This window comes from Micromonospora chalcea, from assembly GCF_002926165.1.
In the GTDB taxonomy this organism is placed as follows: domain Bacteria; phylum Actinomycetota; class Actinomycetes; order Mycobacteriales; family Micromonosporaceae; genus Micromonospora; species Micromonospora chalcea.
On sequence record NZ_MAGP01000006.1, the window covers coordinates 1 to 15,225 of the forward strand.

Annotated in this window: 14 protein-coding genes and 2 pseudogenes; 8 read left to right on the forward strand and 8 right to left on the reverse strand. The window is 72.6% G+C overall.

What is annotated here, in order from left to right; all coding sequences use genetic code 11:
* The first annotated feature begins 269 nt into the window (after positions 1-269).
* Positions 270-1,772 (forward strand): aldehyde dehydrogenase family protein, encoded by a 1,503-nt coding sequence (locus BAW75_RS01920; RefSeq protein ID WP_104112426.1) that lies wholly within the window; start codon positions 270-272, stop codon positions 1,770-1,772.
* A 9-nt stretch (positions 1,773-1,781) separates the two neighbouring features.
* On the opposite strand, the gene nucS is transcribed toward BAW75_RS01920, so the two are convergent.
* A complete protein-coding gene (gene nucS / locus BAW75_RS01925) occupies positions 1,782-2,441 on the reverse strand; it encodes an endonuclease NucS (protein ID WP_030503891.1) in 660 nt (219 codons plus the stop codon).
* Between the two features lie 71 nt (positions 2,442-2,512).
* Between nucS and BAW75_RS01930 the strand changes: the two genes are divergently transcribed.
* On the forward strand, positions 2,513-3,130 hold the full coding sequence (locus tag BAW75_RS01930) for a DUF4126 domain-containing protein (RefSeq protein WP_043328707.1): 618 nt from the start codon (positions 2,513-2,515) through the stop codon (positions 3,128-3,130).
* Between the two features lie 59 nt (positions 3,131-3,189).
* On the forward strand, positions 3,190-3,486 hold the full coding sequence (locus BAW75_RS01935) for a DUF1540 domain-containing protein (RefSeq protein WP_043328704.1): 297 nt from the start codon (positions 3,190-3,192) through the stop codon (positions 3,484-3,486).
* 17 nt (positions 3,487-3,503) lie between these two features.
* On the opposite strand, the gene BAW75_RS01940 is transcribed toward BAW75_RS01935, so the two are convergent.
* The 4 genes from BAW75_RS01940 to BAW75_RS01955 all read right to left on the reverse strand — a co-directional run bounded on the left by BAW75_RS01940 (position 3,504) and on the right by BAW75_RS01955 (position 8,962).
* Positions 3,504-5,507 carry a protein meaA gene (locus tag BAW75_RS01940; protein WP_104112427.1) on the reverse strand — a complete coding sequence of 668 codons (2,004 nt, stop codon included), beginning with the start codon at positions 5,505-5,507 and terminating at the stop codon, positions 3,504-3,506.
* A gap of 103 nt (positions 5,508-5,610) precedes the next feature.
* Positions 5,611-7,764, reverse strand: coding sequence for an FtsX-like permease family protein (locus tag BAW75_RS01945; RefSeq protein WP_104112428.1), 2,154 nt, complete (start codon positions 7,762-7,764; stop codon positions 5,611-5,613).
* Complete coding sequence (locus BAW75_RS01950) at positions 7,761-8,441, reverse strand: ABC transporter ATP-binding protein (RefSeq protein WP_104112429.1); 681 nt, start codon at positions 8,439-8,441, stop codon at positions 7,761-7,763. The genes BAW75_RS01945 and BAW75_RS01950 overlap by 4 nt, the downstream gene beginning before the upstream one ends.
* Positions 8,438-8,962 (reverse strand): PadR family transcriptional regulator, encoded by a 525-nt coding sequence (locus BAW75_RS01955; protein ID WP_069087235.1) that lies wholly within the window; start codon positions 8,960-8,962, stop codon positions 8,438-8,440. Before BAW75_RS01955 ends, BAW75_RS01950 begins: the two co-directional genes overlap by 4 nt.
* Before the next feature lie 86 nt (positions 8,963-9,048).
* Here BAW75_RS01955 and BAW75_RS01960 point away from each other — a divergent pair, with 86 nt between their 5' ends.
* From BAW75_RS01960 to BAW75_RS01970, 3 genes are all read left to right on the forward strand, one after another.
* The gene (locus BAW75_RS01960; RefSeq protein ID WP_104112430.1) at positions 9,049-9,897 is read left to right on the forward strand and encodes an ABC transporter ATP-binding protein; all 849 of its coding nucleotides are present in this window, start codon (positions 9,049-9,051) and stop codon (positions 9,895-9,897) included.
* A complete protein-coding gene (locus BAW75_RS01965; RefSeq protein ID WP_043328679.1) occupies positions 9,894-10,739 on the forward strand; it encodes an ABC transporter permease in 846 nt (281 codons plus the stop codon). Before BAW75_RS01960 ends, BAW75_RS01965 begins: the two co-directional genes overlap by 4 nt.
* Before the next feature lie 86 nt (positions 10,740-10,825).
* On the forward strand, positions 10,826-11,635 hold the full coding sequence (locus BAW75_RS01970) for an alpha/beta hydrolase (RefSeq protein ID WP_069087233.1): 810 nt from the start codon (positions 10,826-10,828) through the stop codon (positions 11,633-11,635).
* 41 nt (positions 11,636-11,676) lie between these two features.
* Here the strand turns inward: BAW75_RS01970 and BAW75_RS01975 are convergent, their stop codons facing one another.
* Together BAW75_RS01975 and murA are read right to left on the reverse strand one after the other, a co-directional pair.
* Positions 11,677-12,525 (reverse strand): 3-hydroxyacyl-CoA dehydrogenase family protein, encoded by an 849-nt coding sequence (locus BAW75_RS01975; protein ID WP_104112431.1) that lies wholly within the window; start codon positions 12,523-12,525, stop codon positions 11,677-11,679.
* Positions 12,526-12,594: 69 nt separating this feature from the next.
* Entirely contained in the window at positions 12,595-14,016 is a 1,422-nt protein-coding gene (gene murA / locus BAW75_RS01980; protein ID WP_104112432.1) for a UDP-N-acetylglucosamine 1-carboxyvinyltransferase, read from the reverse strand.
* On the opposite strand from murA, the gene BAW75_RS01985 reads away from it, so the two are divergent.
* Both BAW75_RS01985 and BAW75_RS01990 read left to right on the forward strand, forming a co-directional pair.
* Positions 14,015-14,587 carry a cob(I)yrinic acid a,c-diamide adenosyltransferase gene (locus BAW75_RS01985; protein ID WP_043328669.1) on the forward strand — a complete coding sequence of 191 codons (573 nt, stop codon included), beginning with the start codon at positions 14,015-14,017 and terminating at the stop codon, positions 14,585-14,587. The two genes, murA and BAW75_RS01985, sit on opposite strands and share 2 nt — an antisense overlap.
* Positions 14,563-14,975: pseudogene (locus tag BAW75_RS01990) on the forward strand (VOC family protein). The gene BAW75_RS01985 and the pseudogene BAW75_RS01990 overlap by 25 nt, the downstream one beginning before the upstream one ends.
* A 59-nt stretch (positions 14,976-15,034) precedes the next feature.
* On the opposite strand, the pseudogene BAW75_RS01995 reads toward BAW75_RS01990, so the two are convergent.
* Positions 15,035-15,225: pseudogene (locus tag BAW75_RS01995) on the reverse strand (hypothetical protein); the annotation flags it as partial.

Genomic DNA, 15,225 nt, shown 5'->3' on the forward strand with positions numbered 1-15,225 from the left:
CGCCCCGCCGGACACCGTCAGCAACGGCATCAGCTCAGGATGCTCCTCCATGGACAGTCGACCTCCACCCCACATCGCCCCGCGGCGTCAGCCTGCCACCTCACCGTAGTGGCTTGCACCACCGCGCGGTCACCCCCGCGACCCCGGCCGGTCATCTCCCGTTCGCCGTTTCGGACGGCATCTCCGTCGATGCGAGGGCTGATCGTCCGCGCAGCGTACGGCGCGTGCGACACCTACCGGCGAGTAATCCTCGGGTCTAGACTTCGGCCATGACCGCTGTGCATGTGCCGGGCGCCCCGCTCATCTCCGAAGGTCGGCTGGTGTCGACCAGCCCGGCCACCGGCGCCGAGGCAGGCAGTTTCCCGCTGGCCTCCGAGGCGGACGTGCGTGCCGCGGTCGACCGCGCCCGCGCGGCCGGCGACTGGTGGGCCGGGCTCGGCTTCGCCGGCCGGCGCTACCGTCTCCAGCGCTGGCGTGGCGTGCTCGCGCGGCGGATCGAGGAACTGGCCGACCTGATGCACACCGAGGGCGGCAAGCCGGTCGGTGACGCCGTCGTGGAGATCCTCACCGCGCTGGAGCACATCGACTGGGCGGCCCGCAACGCGCAGCGGGTGCTCGGGCCGCGCCGGGTCCGTTCCCGGCTGGTCCTCGCCGAGTTCACCGGCCACCTGGAATACCAGCCGTACGGCGTGGTGGGCGTGATCGGCCCGTGGAACTACCCGGTCTTCACCCCGATCGGCTCCGCCGCGTACGCGCTCGCGGCCGGCAACGCGGTGGTCTTCAAGCCGAGCGAGTACACCCCGGCGGTCGGCCAGTGGCTGGTCGACAGGTTCGCCGAGGTGGTGCCGGAGCAGCCGGTGTTCCAGGTGGTGCACGGCTTCGGCGCGGTCGGCGCGGCGCTGTGCCGCTCCGGCGTCGGCAAGGTCGCGTTCACCGGCTCGACCGCCACCGCGAAGCGGGTGATGGCCGCCTGCGCGGAGACGCTCACCCCGGTGCTGCTGGAGGCCGGCGGCAAGGACGCGATGATCGTGGACAGCGACGCCGACCTGGACGCCGCCGCCGACGCGTGCGTGTGGGGCGGAATGACCAACGCCGGCCAGACGTGCATCGGCATCGAGCGGGTCTACGCCGTCGACCAGGTCTACGACGCCTTCGTCGAGAAGGTGGTGGCGAAGGCCGGGCGGCTGACTGTCGGCCCCGACGGGACCGACCTCGGCCCGATCACCATGCCGTCGCAGATCGACATCATCCGCCGGCACATCGACGACGCGCTCGACCGGGGCGGCCGGGCGGTGCTGGGCGGCCCGGAGGCGGTCCAGCCGCCGTACGTGCACCCGACCGTGCTGGTCGACGTGCCGGAGGACTCGGCCGCCGTGCAGGAGGAGACGTTCGGCCCGACGCTCGTCGTCAATCGCGTCCGGGACATGGACGAGGCGGTCGAGCGGGCCAACGCGCTGCCGTACGGGCTCGGGGGTTCGGTCTTCGGCCGGGCGCGGGCGGTAGCGGTGGCGCGGCGGCTGCGTTCCGGCATGGCCTCGGTCAACTCGGCGCTGACCTTCGCCGGCATGTCGACGCTGCCGTTCGGCGGCGTCGGCGAGTCCGGCATCGGCCGCATCCACGGCGAGGAGGGGCTGCGCGAGTTCGGCCGGCCCAAGTCGGTCACCCGCCGCCGGGCCCGGTCGCTGCTGCCGGCGATGACGTTCGAGCGCACCCCGGCCGACATCGCCCGCATCGTCAAGATCGCCAAGCTGATGTACGGCCGGGGCCGCTGAGGCGGCGCCTCAGAACAGCGTCAGCTCGTCGCGTTCGATGCCGCGCAGCTTGTCGTAGTCGACCACCACGCAGCGGATGCCGCGGTCGGTGGCGAGCACCCGTGCCTGCGGCTTGATCTCCTGCGCGGCGAACACGCCGGCCACCGGCGCGAGCAGCGGGTCCCGGTTCATCAGCTCCAGGTAGCGGGTGAGCTGCTCCACGCCGTCGATCTCGCCGCGCCGCTTCACCTCCACCGCCACCGCGCCGCCGACCGCGTCGCGGCAGAGCAGGTCGACCGGCCCGATCGCGGTCATGTACTCGCGGCGGACCAGCGTGAAGCCCTCCCCCAGCGTCTCCGGGTTCGCGGCGAGCAGCTCCTGCAGGTGCGCCTCGACGCCGTCCTTGCGCAGGCCCGGGTCCACGCCCAGCTCGTACGAGGTGTCCTGGAAGATCTCCTCCAGCGTGATGCGCAGCTCCTCGCCGGCCTTGTTGACCACCCGCCAGACGCCTGGCGCCTCCTCCAGCCGGCAGGGCGGGCTCATCCAGTTCAACGGCTTGTAGGCCCGGTCGTCCGCGTGGATCGACACCGAGCCGTCCGCCTTCACCATCAGCAACCGGGTCGCCGGGGGCAGGTGGGCCGAGAGCCGTCCGACGTAGTCCACTGAGCACTTCGCAATCACCAACCGCACCCGCCGAGGGTAGCCGAGGCCCCGGCGGACGCCGACGAGCGCCACTGGCGTACCGGTGCCATATTGAGATCGTGCTCGAAGTCCTCACCGGTTCCGGTCTGGCCGCCTCGGCGGGCTTGAACGCCTACATCCCGCTGCTGCTGATGGGGCTGCTGTCCCGCTACACCGACCTGGTCGAGCTGCCCAGCGGCTGGCAGTGGCTCGGCAACGGCTGGGTGGTGCTGATCCTCGCCGTCCTGCTCGCGGTCGAGGTGGTGGCCGACAAGGTGCCTGTGGTCGACCACGTAAACGACGTGGTGCAGACGGTGGTCCGGCCGACCGCCGGCGGGCTCGCGTTCGGCGCGGGCGCCGGCTCGGAGACCGTCACCGTCAGCGACCCGGACACGTTCTTCTCCTCGCACCAGTGGGTGCCGGTGGTGGTCGGCGTGCTCATCGCGCTCGGCGTGCACCTGCTCAAGGCCGCCGCCCGGCCGGTCATCAACGCGACCACCGCCGGGGTGGGCGCGCCGGTGGCCAGCACCGCCGAGGACGCGACGAGCGTCGTCATGTCGGTGGTGGCGCTGCTGCTGCCGGTGCTGGTCCTGGTGTTCCTGCTCGGCCTGGTGTTCTTCGTACCGTGGCTGTTCCGCCGCCGCCGGGAGCGGCGACGGGAACGCGCCGCGGCCCGCGCGGCCGGCTTCCGCGTCTGACCCGCGCGGGCTCCCGAAACCTCTAAAATCGGGGCAAGAAACCCAAGGAGGTACGGGAGATGACCGCGTCGTTGGAGATGCCCCGGGTCCAGGAGTGCGCCGTCCGGTCCTGCGCCTACAACCACACGAACGACTGCCACGCGTTCGCCATCACGATCGGCAGCAGCGACCACGCCCACTGCCACACGTTCGTGGAGATGCCGGTGCGCGGCGGCCTCGACCAGTTGGTCGCCCAGGTCGGCGCGTGTTCGCGCGCCGACTGCCGGCACAACGCCGACCTGGAGTGCCACGCCCCGGCGATCACCGTCGGTCCCGACATGGACATGGCCGACTGCATGACCTACCAGAGCCGCTGACCCACCCGCGAGGGCGTTCAGCTCAGCGCGTTGGCCTCGCGGATCACCGTCACCAGCTCGTCGATGATGCCGGTGAGCGCGAAGTCCTTCGGCGTGAACACCCGGGCCACCCCGGCGGCCCGCAGCGCCTCGGCGTCGGCGGCCGGGATGATCCCGCCCACCACCACCGGCAGGTCGCCGCGCCCGGCCGCGCGCAGCCCGTCCAGCACCGCCGGCACGGCGGCCAGGTGGGAGCCGGACAGCACGGAGAGCCCGACCAGGTCGACGTCCTCCTCCACGGCGGCCGCCACGATCTGCCCGGCGGTCAGCCGGATGCCCTGGTAGACCACCTCGAACCCGGCGTCGCGGGCGCGTACCGCGATCTGTTCGGCGCCGTTGGAGTGCCCGTCCAGCCCCGGCTTGCCGACCAGCAGCCGCAGCCGGCCGCTGCCCAGCTCCCGCGCGGTGGCGGCGACCCGCTCCCGCACCCCGGCGAGGGTCGCGTCACCGGCCGTTCCGACCGCCCCGGCCAGGCCGGTCGGCGCGCGGTACTCGCCGTACACCTGGCGCAGCGCGCCCGCCCACTCGCCGGTGGTGACCCCGGCCCGTACACAGGTAAGCGTCGCCGGCATCAGGTTCGCCGTGGTGGCGGCGTCGGCGCGCAGCCGGTCCAGCGCCGCCTCGACAGCCGCCGCGTCCCGGTCGGCCCGCCACCGGCGTACGCCGTCGGTGGCCGCATCCTCGACGGCCGGGTCCACCTGCTCGATCGCCTCGGCGCCCGCTGCGGTGAGCGGCGACGGCTCGGTCTCGGTGAACCGGTTGACGCCGACCACCACGTCCGAACCGGACTCCATCCGGCGACGGCGCTCGGCGAGCGAGGCCACCAGCGCGCTCTTGAGGTAGCCGGACTCGACGGCGGTGACCACGCCGCCCATCTCCAGCACCTTCTCCAGCTCGACGCGGGCGCCGGAGACGATGTCGTCGACCAGCGCGGTCATCACGTGCGAACCGGCGAACAGGTCCGGGTACTCCAGCAGGTCCGACTCGTACGCCAGCACCTGCTGCATGCGCAGCGACCACTGCTGGTCCCACGGGCGGGGCAGGCCCAGCGCCTCGTTCCAGGCGGGCAGCTGCACGGCCCGGGCGCGGGCGTCGCGGGACAGCGTGACGCCCAGCATCTCCAGCACGATGCGCTGGATGTTGTTCTCCGGCTGCGCCTCGGTCAGGCCCAGCGAGTTGACCTGGACGCCGTAGCGGAACCGGCGCTGCTTGGGGTTCGCCACGCCGTAGCGGTCGCGGGTGATCTCGTCCCAGAGCGCGCCGAACGCGCGCATCTTGGCGATCTCCTCGACGAAGCGCACCCCGGCGTTGACGAAGAACGAGATCCGCTGGACCACGTCGCCCATCCGCTCGGGCGGCACCTGGCCGGAGTCGCGCACGGTGTCGAGCACGGCGACGGCGGTGGCCAGCGCGAAGCCGACCTCCTGCACCGGCGTCGCCCCGGCCTCCTGGAGGTGGTACGAGCAGATGTTCACCGGGTTCCACCGGGGCATCTCGCGCAGCGTGTACGCGATGACGTCGGCGGTCAGCCGCAGCGAGGCCGCCGGCGGGAAGATGTACGTCCCCCGGGACAGGTACTCCTTGATGATGTCGTTCTGCGTGGTGCCGGCGCAGCGGCTCAGCTCCGCGCCCTGCTCGGCGGCGACGGTGCCGTAGAGGCCGAGCAGCCACATCGCCGGGGCGTTGATGGTCATCGAGGTGTTCATCTCGGCCAGCGGGATGCCCTCGAACAGCGCCCGCATGTCGCCCAGGTGCGCCACCGGCACGCCGACCCGGCCCACCTCACCGGAGGCCAGCTCGTGGTCCGGGTCGTACCCGGTCTGGGTGGGCAGGTCGAAGGCGACCGACAGGCCGGTCTGCCCCTTCGCCAGGTTGCGGCGGAAGAGCGCGTTGGTGGCCGCGGCGGAGGAGTGCCCGGCGTACGTGCGCATCACCCACGGGCGGTCCCGCTCGGGCAGCCGTCCCGGCATCGCGTCGTCCATGGCCGGAGTTTAAGTTACCGTTTAGTAAAAGAGAGTGTGGAAAACCACACAACCCCAGGCCCGCGACGGTGGGTCGGCCGCACACACCGGCCCACCGTACGGGTCATTCGCTGCGGGCGGTCTCCGGGCCGGTGATACGTTCCAGCAGCGGCAGCGTGGCCGCGATGACCGCGAGGCAGCCCAGCACGCCGAGGGCCACCACAGCGGCGAACCCGAACCCCGGTACGCGCAGGTCGTACTGCATCTGGGCGCGCAGGAACAGGTGCGCGGCGACCAGTCCCATCCCGACCGCCACCACGGCGACGGTCAGCAGCGGCACCACGCTCTCCAGGGCCACCACCCGGCGCAGCAGCCGAACCGGGGCGCCGCTGAGCCGCAGCAGGCTGAACGGCCGCTTCCGTTCGCTGAGGCCGGCCGCCACGGCCACGGCCAGGCTACACCCGGCGAGCACGAGACCGGCCACCACGACGATGTCGGCCAGCCGCTGCCAGCCCCGCATGGTGTCGGCGAAGTCGGCCTCGAAGTCGCCGGGCACGTTCGGCGCCACGTAGAACGTCGGGAACGCGGCTTCGAGGACCGTCCGGGCCCGCTCCACCGCGACCGGATCCTCCGCCTCGACCGCCACCGAACCCGCCGGGAGTCCCGCGAGGGCAGCCGGGTCCACCGGGGACGACGGCCAGATCCGGTCGGCCGAGGCGGACTCCCGCCAGGGGATCAGGTCCGGCGGCACCTCGGCGACGTTCGCCCCGGCGGCACACCGCCCGTACGCGGGCGGGATGTCCGCGCAGGCGATCACCCCGGAGTCGCGGCCGTCACCGCGTACCGGGTTCTCCCGGACGAGCACCGGGTTGCGGACGCCGGGCACCGCCGCCAGGTCGGCCAGCAGCGTGCCCGGCACCGGTGGGTCGTCAGTGAGCACCATCGACAGCCGGCCGGCCTCCAGGGAACCCCGGGGCGCCGGACCGCGCTCGTGCGCGATCGTCCCCATCACGCCCACGGCGACCGTGGTGACGAACAGCGCGAGCATCACGCCGCTCACCGCCCGGAACCCGGCGGACGGGTTGTCGGCGAGCCGGCGCGCGGCGATCAGCGCGGCCGGCCGGCTGGCCCGGGCGGCCATCGCCCGGGCGCCGACCATGGTCAGCCACGGGCCGCCGGTGATCAGCCCGACCATGACCAGCAGCAGCGCGGGCAGGAACAGCGCGGTCTGACCGTCCGACGTGGGCGGCCGGTACACCAGGGCGAAGCCGAGCCCGGCCAGGCCGAGCGCGAGCGGGATCAGCCGGTACGCCCGGGGCGGCCGGGGCGTGACGCGGCGGGTGACGCCGAGCGGGGAGATCCGGACCCGGCGCAGCGCGACCCAGGCCGCGGCCGCCGCGCCCGCCGGCACGCCGAGGGCCACCAGGAGGGCCTCCGGCGCACCGATGGCCATGTCCCCGGGGAAGAACGGCATGCCGGTGAACGGGATGCCGGCGAGCTGGCTGCGGAACGCGAAGAACACCGCGAAGCCGGCCGCCGCGCCGGCCGCCGCCGCGAGCGCGGCCTCGACGGCCGCGACCGCCGAAATCTGCCGGGGCGTGGCCCCGACCAGCCGCATCGCGGCGAACCGCTGCTCCCGGCGGGCGGCGCCGAGCCGGGTCGCCGTGCCGATGAAGACGAGTACGGGGAACAGCAGTCCGCCCGCCACCACGCCGAGGATGAGGTCGACCGCGGCCCCGGGCAGCGGAGCGCTGTTGCCGTCGAGCCGGGTGACCTTGCGGACCTGGTCCAGCCCGTCCACCTGCTCCGGGGTGCCGCCGACCAGGACGAGCAGGGTGTCCGGTGAGGTGAGCGCCGCCGGCCCGATCTCGCCGAGGTCCCGGCCCGGGTAGCGGTCGGCGAGCTGGTCGGCGGGGGTGGTGGCCAGCAGCTTGCGCAGCGCCGGGGAGGCGTAGAACTCGCCGGGCCCCGGCGCGCGGGGAACGCCGACCGGCGTGGGCGCGTCCGGGCCGGTGGCGGCGACGTCGACGCGGACGATCTGGTCGCCCCGGAAGTAGTCGGTCCGGGTGGACCAGAGCAGCGGGTCGGTGGACCCGTCGGCGGTCTCCTGCGGGTACATCGACGCATAGCGGGTGAGCTGGGCTTCGGCGGCGTGCACAGCGGCGAGCGTGGTGAGCAGCATGCCGGTGCCGACCGCGACGGCGGCGGCGATGGCGACCAGCCGGACGAGAGCCTCCCGGCCACCGGCGACGGCGAGCCGGAGCGCGAGCCCGATCACGAGGCGACCCCGGCGGGGGCGTTGACCCGGCCGTCGCGCACCATGACCTCGCGGTCGGCGTACGCGGCGATGCGCGCCTCGTGCGTCACCAGCACGACTGTGGTGCCCTTCTCGCGGGCGGCGTCCACCAGCAGCGTCATCACCTCCTCGCCGGTGAGCGAGTCGAGCGCGCCGGTGGGCTCGTCGGCGAACAGCAACCGGGGCTCCGCGACCAGGCCGCGGGCCAGTGCGACCCGCTGGGCCTGCCCGCCGGACAGTTCGCCCGAGCGGCGGTGCTCCATGCCGGCCAGGCCGAGCCGCTCGAACCAGCCCCGCGCGGCGCGCAGCGCCGGGGTGCGGCGGACACCGCGCAGCAGCAGCGGCAGCGCCACGTTCTCGGCCGCGGTGAGTTCCGGTACGAGCTGCCCGAACTGGAAGACGAAGCCGAAGCTGTCGCGGCGCAGCGTGCTCCGGTCGGCCTCGCCGAGCGTGTCGATCCGGGCGCCGTCGAACCGGACCTCGCCGGAGTCGGGGCGCAGGATGCCGGCCAGGCAGTGCAGCAGCGTCGACTTGCCGGAGCCGCTCGGTCCCATCACGGCGACCACCTCGCCGGCGGCCACGGCGAGGTTCGCGCCGCGCAGGGCGGGTGTCTCGCCGAACGCGTACGTGACGTCACGTGCCTCGATCATCGGGCTCATGGCCGTACCGCCTTTCTCAGGGCGTCCAGCCGGGCGCCTGTCGTCTCGATCCACCGCAGGTCCGCCTCGAGGTGGTAGAGGCCGTGGTCGGCCAGCATCACGTCGACGAGTTCGCCGCTGCGCTTGATCTCGGTCAGCTCACGCATCCGGCGCAGGTGCGCCGCGCGCTGGGTGTCCAGGTACTCCTCGGCCGGGCGGTCGAGCATCAGCGCGAGCACGACCTTGGTGAACAGCAGGGTCTGCAGGTGCGGTTCCGGTTCGACCGGCTCGGTCAGCCAGTGCTCCACCTCGGTGGCGCCCAGGTCGGTGATCACGTAGCGCTTGCGGTCGGGCCCCGCGCCGGGAGCCACGTCGCCGACCACCACCTTGCCGTCGCGGGCCAGCCGGCTCAGCGTCGAGTAGACCTGCCCGTACGGCAGCGGCTTGCCGCGTCCGAAGAAGGTGTCGTAGTCGCGCTTGAGGTCGTAGCCATGGCTCGGTTCGCGTTCGAGCAGCCCGAGCAGGGTAAGGGGAACCGTCATGAGCAGAGACTACACCGAGTGTATACCTCGCGTATATAGCTGACCCGGCAGCGGAACGGGCCACCGCACGACGCACACTTGACGGCATGGAGAACGAGCTCGCGATTTCCGTGCGAGGGCTGCGCAAGGCGTACGGCGACAACGTCGCCGTGGCCGGAGTGGACCTGGACGTCCACCGGGGCGAGGTGTTCGCCCTGCTCGGCCCGAACGGCGCCGGCAAGACCACAACGGTCGAGATCCTGGAGGGCTACCGGCAGCGCGACGCCGGCGCGGTGCGCGTCCTCGGCGCCGACCCCGCCCACCCCGACGCCGCCTGGCGCTCCCGCGTCGGCATCGTGCTCCAGGGCACCGGCGAGTTCGACGAACTCAGCGTCATCGAGGTGGTCCGCCACTTCTCCGGCTTCTACCCGGGCGCCGACGACCCGGACAAGGTGGTCGAGCGGGTCGGGCTGGGCGCCAAGGCCAAGGCGCGTACGCACACGCTCTCCGGCGGGCAGAAGCGCCGCCTGGACGTGGCGCTGGGCATCATCGGCCGCCCCGAGCTGCTCTTCCTCGACGAGCCGACCACCGGATTCGACCCGGAAGCCCGGCGCGAGTTCTGGGAGCTGATCCGGGACCTGTCCGCCGCCGGCACCACGATCGTGCTCACCACCCACTACCTGGACGAGGCCGAGGCGCTCGCCGACCGGGTCGGCGTGATCGCCGCCGGGCGGGTGATCGAGGTCGCGCCGCCCAACCGGCTGGGCAACCGGCAGGAGTCGCTGGCGACCGTCTCCTGGCGTACCCCCGACGGGACATTGGCCTCGGCGGAGACCGCGACGCCGACGGCGCTGGTGTACGACCTGGCCGCGCGCTTCGGCGGCGAGGTGCCCGGCCTCACCGTGACCCGGCCGACCCTGGAAGACGTCTACCTGCGGATGATCGGACACTCATGACCACCACGACGAACCCCGCGGCACCGGTCACCGCCGCGGCGGCCCGGCGGCCCGGCGCCGGCGCGCTGGCGCTGCGCCAGGGGCGGCTGGAGATCACCCAGTTCCTGCGCAGCCGGGAGTCCGTCGTGTTCACGATGGGCTTCCCGATCATCATGATCCTGATCTTCGCGGCGATCTTCAGCGACGAGATCGCGCCCGGGGTCAGCTACACGCAGTACTTCATCACCGGCATGATCGCGACCGGCCTGATGACAGTGAGCTTCCAGAACCTCGGCATCTGGATCCCGATCGAGCGGGACCGGGGCGTGCTCAAGCGCTACCGCGGTACGCCGATGCCGAAGTGGGTCTGGTTCGCCGGCAAGGTGATCATGGTGGTGGTCATCGGCATCGCCGAGACCGTGCTGCTGCTCGCCGTCTCGGTGGCGATGTTCGACCTGGACCTGCCGCAGACCACCGCCAAGTGGCTGACGTTCGCCTGGGTCTCCGTCCTCGGCGTCACCGCCTGCACGCTCTGCGGCATCGCCATCTCGTCGCTGGCCCGTACCGCCCGCAGCGGCTCGGCGGTGGTCACCCCGGTCGCGCTGGTGCTCCAGTTCATCTCCGGCGTGTTCTTCGTCTTCACCAGCCTGCCCACCTGGATGCAGCAGGTCGCGGCGATCTTCCCGCTCAAGTGGATGTGCCAGGGGCTGCGCTCGGTGTTCCTGCCGGACAGCTTCGGCGCGCGGGAGCCGGGCGGGTCGTTCGAGCTGGGCACCGTCGCGCTGGTGCTGGGCGCCTGGTGCGTCATCGGCCTGGTGCTCTGCCTGACCACGTTCCGCTGGACCACCAAACGCGACGGCTGAGGTGTAAGGAAGGGCCCCCTTTTAACGCCTCCGGTAGAGAAAGGGCCCCTTCTTAACACGCGCCCGGCGGTGGCACACTCGCCGGCATGGCACCCACGCTGACCCGGCGTACCCTGCTCGGCGCCGCCGCCGGCGTGGCCGGCGCAGCGGTGGTCGGCGGTCTGGCCGCCCGGCAACTGGCCGGCCCCCGCCCGGGACCGGCGCCGGCCCTGCCGGACGCCCCGGCCGGCGACGAACGCCTGATCCGCATCGCCTCCGGCGCGCGCGGCCGCGAGGTCGACTTCTGGACGGCGGTGCCCGACGGGTACGGCGACGGCCGCGGCCTGCCCGTCTGCCTGGTGCTGCACGGCGCGTCGGCCACCCCGCGCGACTACGGCCGGTTCGGCCTGGCCCGCTTCCTCACCGACGCGGTACGCCGGGGTGCCCCGCCGTTCGCGCTCGCGGGCGCCACCGGCGGGCGGCTGTCCTGGCGCGCCTCGGGTGACGACGACCCGCAGCGGATGGTGCGCGAGGAGGTGCCCACCTGGTGCGCCCGGCGCGGTTTCGACAGCAGCCGGCTGGCCGTGTGGGGCTGGTCGATGGGCGGCTTCGGCGCGTTGCTGCTCGCCGAGACGTACCCGAAATGGCTGCGGATGGCGGCGGCCTTCTCCCCCGCGGTGAGCCCCGGCGACGCGGTCTTCACCGGCGTGGACAAACTGCGCGGCACGCCGGTCGGGCTCTGGTGCGGGCGGCAGGACAACTTCCTCAAGGATGTCCGCGCGCTGGCCCGGGCGCTGCCCGAGGAGCCGGTACGCGCCGCCTGGGCCGACGGGCGGCACAACTTCGGCTACTGGGGCACCGTCATCCCGGACGCGTTCGCGCTGATCGGCGCCGCGCTCAGCCCGCCCCGGACATGAACCCGCCCCCGGCCGCGCGGGCCGGGGGCGGGACGTGCCGGTCAGTACGAGTAGAAGCCCTGGCCGGTCTTGCGGCCCAGGTCGCCGGCGGTGGCCATGCGCTGGAGCAGCTCCGGCGGGAAGAACTTCTCGTCGGCGGTGTCGGTGTAGATGTTGCGGGTGGCGTTGAGCAGCACGTCCACGCCGGTCAGGTCGACGGTGGCCAGCGGGCCCATGGCGTGGCCGAAGCCCAGCTTGCAGGCGGTGTCCAGGTCCTCGGCGGAGATCACGCCGGCCTCGACGAGCTTGACCGCCTCCATCGCCAGCGCGCAGATCAGCCGGGTGGTGACGAAACCGGCGATGTCCCGATTCACCACCACCACCGTCTTGCCGATCCCCTCGGCGAACGACTTCACCGTGTCCATGGTCGCGTCGCTGGTCTTGTAGCCGCGTACCAGCTCGCAGAGCTTCATCATCGGCACCGGCGAGAAGAAGTGCGTGCCGACGACCGACTCCGGGCGCTCCGTGGCGGTGGCGATCTGGGTCACCGGGATGGCCGACGTGTTCGTGGCCAGCACCGCGTCCGCCTTGCAGATCTTGTCGAGCGCGCGGAACACCTCGTGCTTGATCTCGATCTTCTCGAAGACCGCCTCGACCACGATGTCCGCGTCGGCGGCGGCCTCCAGGTCGGTGGTCGGCGTGATCCGGCCCAGCGTCGCCTCGACGTCGGACGCCTCGATCTTGCCCTTCTCGGCGAACTTCGTCAGCGACTTCCGGATGCCGTCCACACCGCGCTTCGTGGCCGCGTCGTCGATGTCGCGCAGCGTCACCTGCCAGCCCGCCTGCGCCGCCACCTGGGCGATGCCCGAGCCCATCAGCCCGGCACCGACGACCGCGAGTCGACCCGCCATCTGCTTCTCCCTCGCCGTGTTCTGCAACGTCTGCCAGAACCCTACTTAACGACGGATAAGCACCGGCTGTCAGATGGCCAGGTCCGGTTCCTCCGGCGCGGTCCCGCGCTCCACCTCGACGCCGAGCGCCCGCAGATCCGCCACGAAGTCCGGGTAGCCCCGGTCGACGTGGTGCACGTGCGAGACCTCGGTCAGCCCGTCGGCGCAGAGCCCGGCGATGATCAGGCCGGCGCCGGCCCGGATATCCGTCGCGCGCACCGGGGCGCCGGACAGCCGCTCCCGGCCGCACACCAGTGCGTGGTGGCCATCGGTACGGATCTCCGCGCCCAGCCGCATCATCTCGTTGGCGAACATGAACCGGCCGTCGAAGATGTTCTCGGTGATCAGCGAGCCACCCTCGCTGACCGCCGCCAGCCCGATCGCCATCGGCAGCAGGTCGGTGGCGAAACCCGGGTACGGCAGCGTCACCACGTCCACCGCCTTCGGGCGGTCGTCCATCCGTACCCGGAAGGCGTCACCCCGGGGGTCGACCAGGCCGCCGGCCGCGACCAGCTTGTCCAGCGCGACCTCCAGGTACGCCGGGTCCAGGCCGGTCACCGTCACGTCGCCGCGGGTCATCGCGGCGGCGAACGCCCACGTCCCGGCCACGATCCGGTCCCCCACCGTGGCGTGCCGGACCGGCCGCAACCCGGGTACGCCGACGATGTGCAGCGTCGACGTGCCGGCCCCCTCGATCCGGGCGCCCATCCGGTTCAGCATCGTGCAGATGTCGACGATCTCCGGCTCCCGGGCCGCGTTGTCGATAGTCGTGGCGCCACGGGCCAGCACCGCCGCCATCACCAGGTTCTCGGTCGCGCCCACGCTCGGGAAGTCCAGCACGATGTCCGCGCCGTGCAGCCCGTCCGGGGCCTCGGCGATGACGAAGCCGTGCTCACCGGAGATCTCCGCGCCCATCCGGGCCAGCCCGGCGATGTGCATGTCCAGGCCGCGTGAGCCGATCGCGTCGCCGCCCGGGTGCGCCACCCGCACGTACCCCCGGCGGGCCAGCAGCGGACCGAGCACGCAGATCGACGCGCGTAGCCGCCGCACCAGGTCGTAGTCGGCCTCCGCGCCCGGCCGTTCCGGCACGTCGATGAGCACCGAGCGGGACCGCTCCACACCGCCGTGGGCCACCATCGGGTCGACCGGGTCGTCCGGGCCGAAACGTACGCCGCAGCCGAGCCGCCGCAGCACCTCGCCCATGATCGCGATGTCGGTGATCCGGGGCACGTTGGTGATCAGGCTGCGGCCGGGCGCGAGCAACGCGGCGGCCATCAGTTTCAGCGCGGAGTTCTTCGCACCCACCACGTGCACGGTGCCGTCGAGCCGGGCGTCACCGCGTACCCGGATGACGTCGACGTCGCTGACCGCCGGATCGCTCGCGTCCCCCGGCCCAACCGGACTCGGCCGGGCCGGGATGGTCAGGTCCGGTATCCGTAGGCTGTGCGTCATGGCCGTCCACCTCACGCGCATCTACACCAAGGCCGGCGACGCCGGCATGACCAGGCTGAGCAACAACGAGCAGGTGCCGAAGACCGATCCGCGCATCGCCGCGTACGCGGACGTGGACGAGTGCAACGCCTCGATCGGCGTCGCGCTCGCCCTGGGGCAGCTCTCGGACGAGCTGCGGGCCGTGCTGGAGTCCGTGCAGAACGACATGTTCGACGTCGGCGCGGACCTGGCGACGCCTGTCGAGCCGGACCCGAAGTACCCGCCGCTGCGGGTGACCGAGGAGTACGTCGAGCGCCTCGAGGGCTGGTGCGACGAGTACAACGCGCGCCTGAGCAAGCTCGACTCCTTCATCCTCCCCGGCGGCACCGCTGGTGCGGCACTGCTGCACGTGGCACGGACGACCGCCCGGCGCGCCGAGCGTGCGGCATGGGCGCTGGTCGCACACGACCCCGATCGGACCAGTCCCCTCCCGGCAAAGTATCTCAACCGGCTCTCCGATTTGCTCTTTATCCTGTCAAGAACGGCAAATCCGAACGGCGACGTGCTATGGGTTCCGGGCGGGAAACGCTGACCATCGGCGGCCTCCATCACGTGGAGGTGTGGGTACCCGACCTGGCGGCGGCCAGTCGTTCGTGGGGCTGGCTTCTCGGCGAGCTGGGCTGGACGCTCTACCAGGACTGGCCCGCCGGCCGCTCCTGGCGGCTCGGCGCGACGTACATCGTGCTGGAGGAGTCACCCGCTCTCACCGGCCGCACCCACGACAGGCGCGCGCCCGGCCTGAACCACATGGCCTTCCACGCCGGCCCGCCGGCCGCCGTCGAACGCCTGGTCACTGCCGCCGGAGAGTACGGCTGGACGCTGCTGTTCCCGGACCGGCACCCGTACGCGGGCGGCCCGGACAGCTACGCCGCCTACCTCACGGGCAGGGGTACGAGGTCGAGCTGGTCGCGCAGACGTGAAAGGCCGGCACCCCGTTGGTTCGGGGTGCCGGCCTTTCGCTGTGTCTTACGTGTTCGTCTTAGCTGTTCCAGTGCTCGGCGACGAGGTCGGCGGCCTGCTGCTCCCACTGGGCGTAGTGGTCGGGGTAGGCGGACACCTGGACGGTCTGGGCGGCCTTGGTCAGCGGCATGTCCTGCCAGCCGTCGACCTGCTTGAGGCCCTTCAGGAACGCGGTGGTGGAGTATTCGGGGTCGGTGATCTGCTCGACCG

Bases quoted from the DNA above. Each gene is read 5' to 3' on its own strand.
- BAW75_RS01920 (WP_104112426.1), top strand. From the start codon at position 270: ATGACCGCTGTGCATGTGCCGGGCGCCCCGCTCATCTCCGAAGGTCGG.
- BAW75_RS01955 (WP_069087235.1), bottom strand. From the start codon at position 8,962: ATGACGGTTCCCCTTACCCTGCTCGGGCTGCTCGAACGCGAACCGAGC.
- BAW75_RS01970 (WP_069087233.1), top strand. From the start codon at position 10,826: ATGGCACCCACGCTGACCCGGCGTACCCTGCTCGGCGCCGCCGCCGGC.
- BAW75_RS01940 (WP_104112427.1), bottom strand. From the start codon at position 5,507: ATGGACGACGCGATGCCGGGACGGCTGCCCGAGCGGGACCGCCCGTGG.
- BAW75_RS01960 (WP_104112430.1), top strand. From the start codon at position 9,049: ATGGAGAACGAGCTCGCGATTTCCGTGCGAGGGCTGCGCAAGGCGTAC.
- BAW75_RS01935 (WP_043328704.1), top strand. From the start codon at position 3,190: ATGACCGCGTCGTTGGAGATGCCCCGGGTCCAGGAGTGCGCCGTCCGG.
- murA (WP_104112432.1), bottom strand. From the start codon at position 14,016: ATGACGCACAGCCTACGGATACCGGACCTGACCATCCCGGCCCGGCCG.
- BAW75_RS01985 (WP_043328669.1), top strand. From the start codon at position 14,015: ATGGCCGTCCACCTCACGCGCATCTACACCAAGGCCGGCGACGCCGGC.
- BAW75_RS01975 (WP_104112431.1), bottom strand. From the start codon at position 12,525: ATGGCGGGTCGACTCGCGGTCGTCGGTGCCGGGCTGATGGGCTCGGGC.
- BAW75_RS01950 (WP_104112429.1), bottom strand. From the start codon at position 8,441: ATGAGCCCGATGATCGAGGCACGTGACGTCACGTACGCGTTCGGCGAG.
- BAW75_RS01965 (WP_043328679.1), top strand. From the start codon at position 9,894: ATGACCACCACGACGAACCCCGCGGCACCGGTCACCGCCGCGGCGGCC.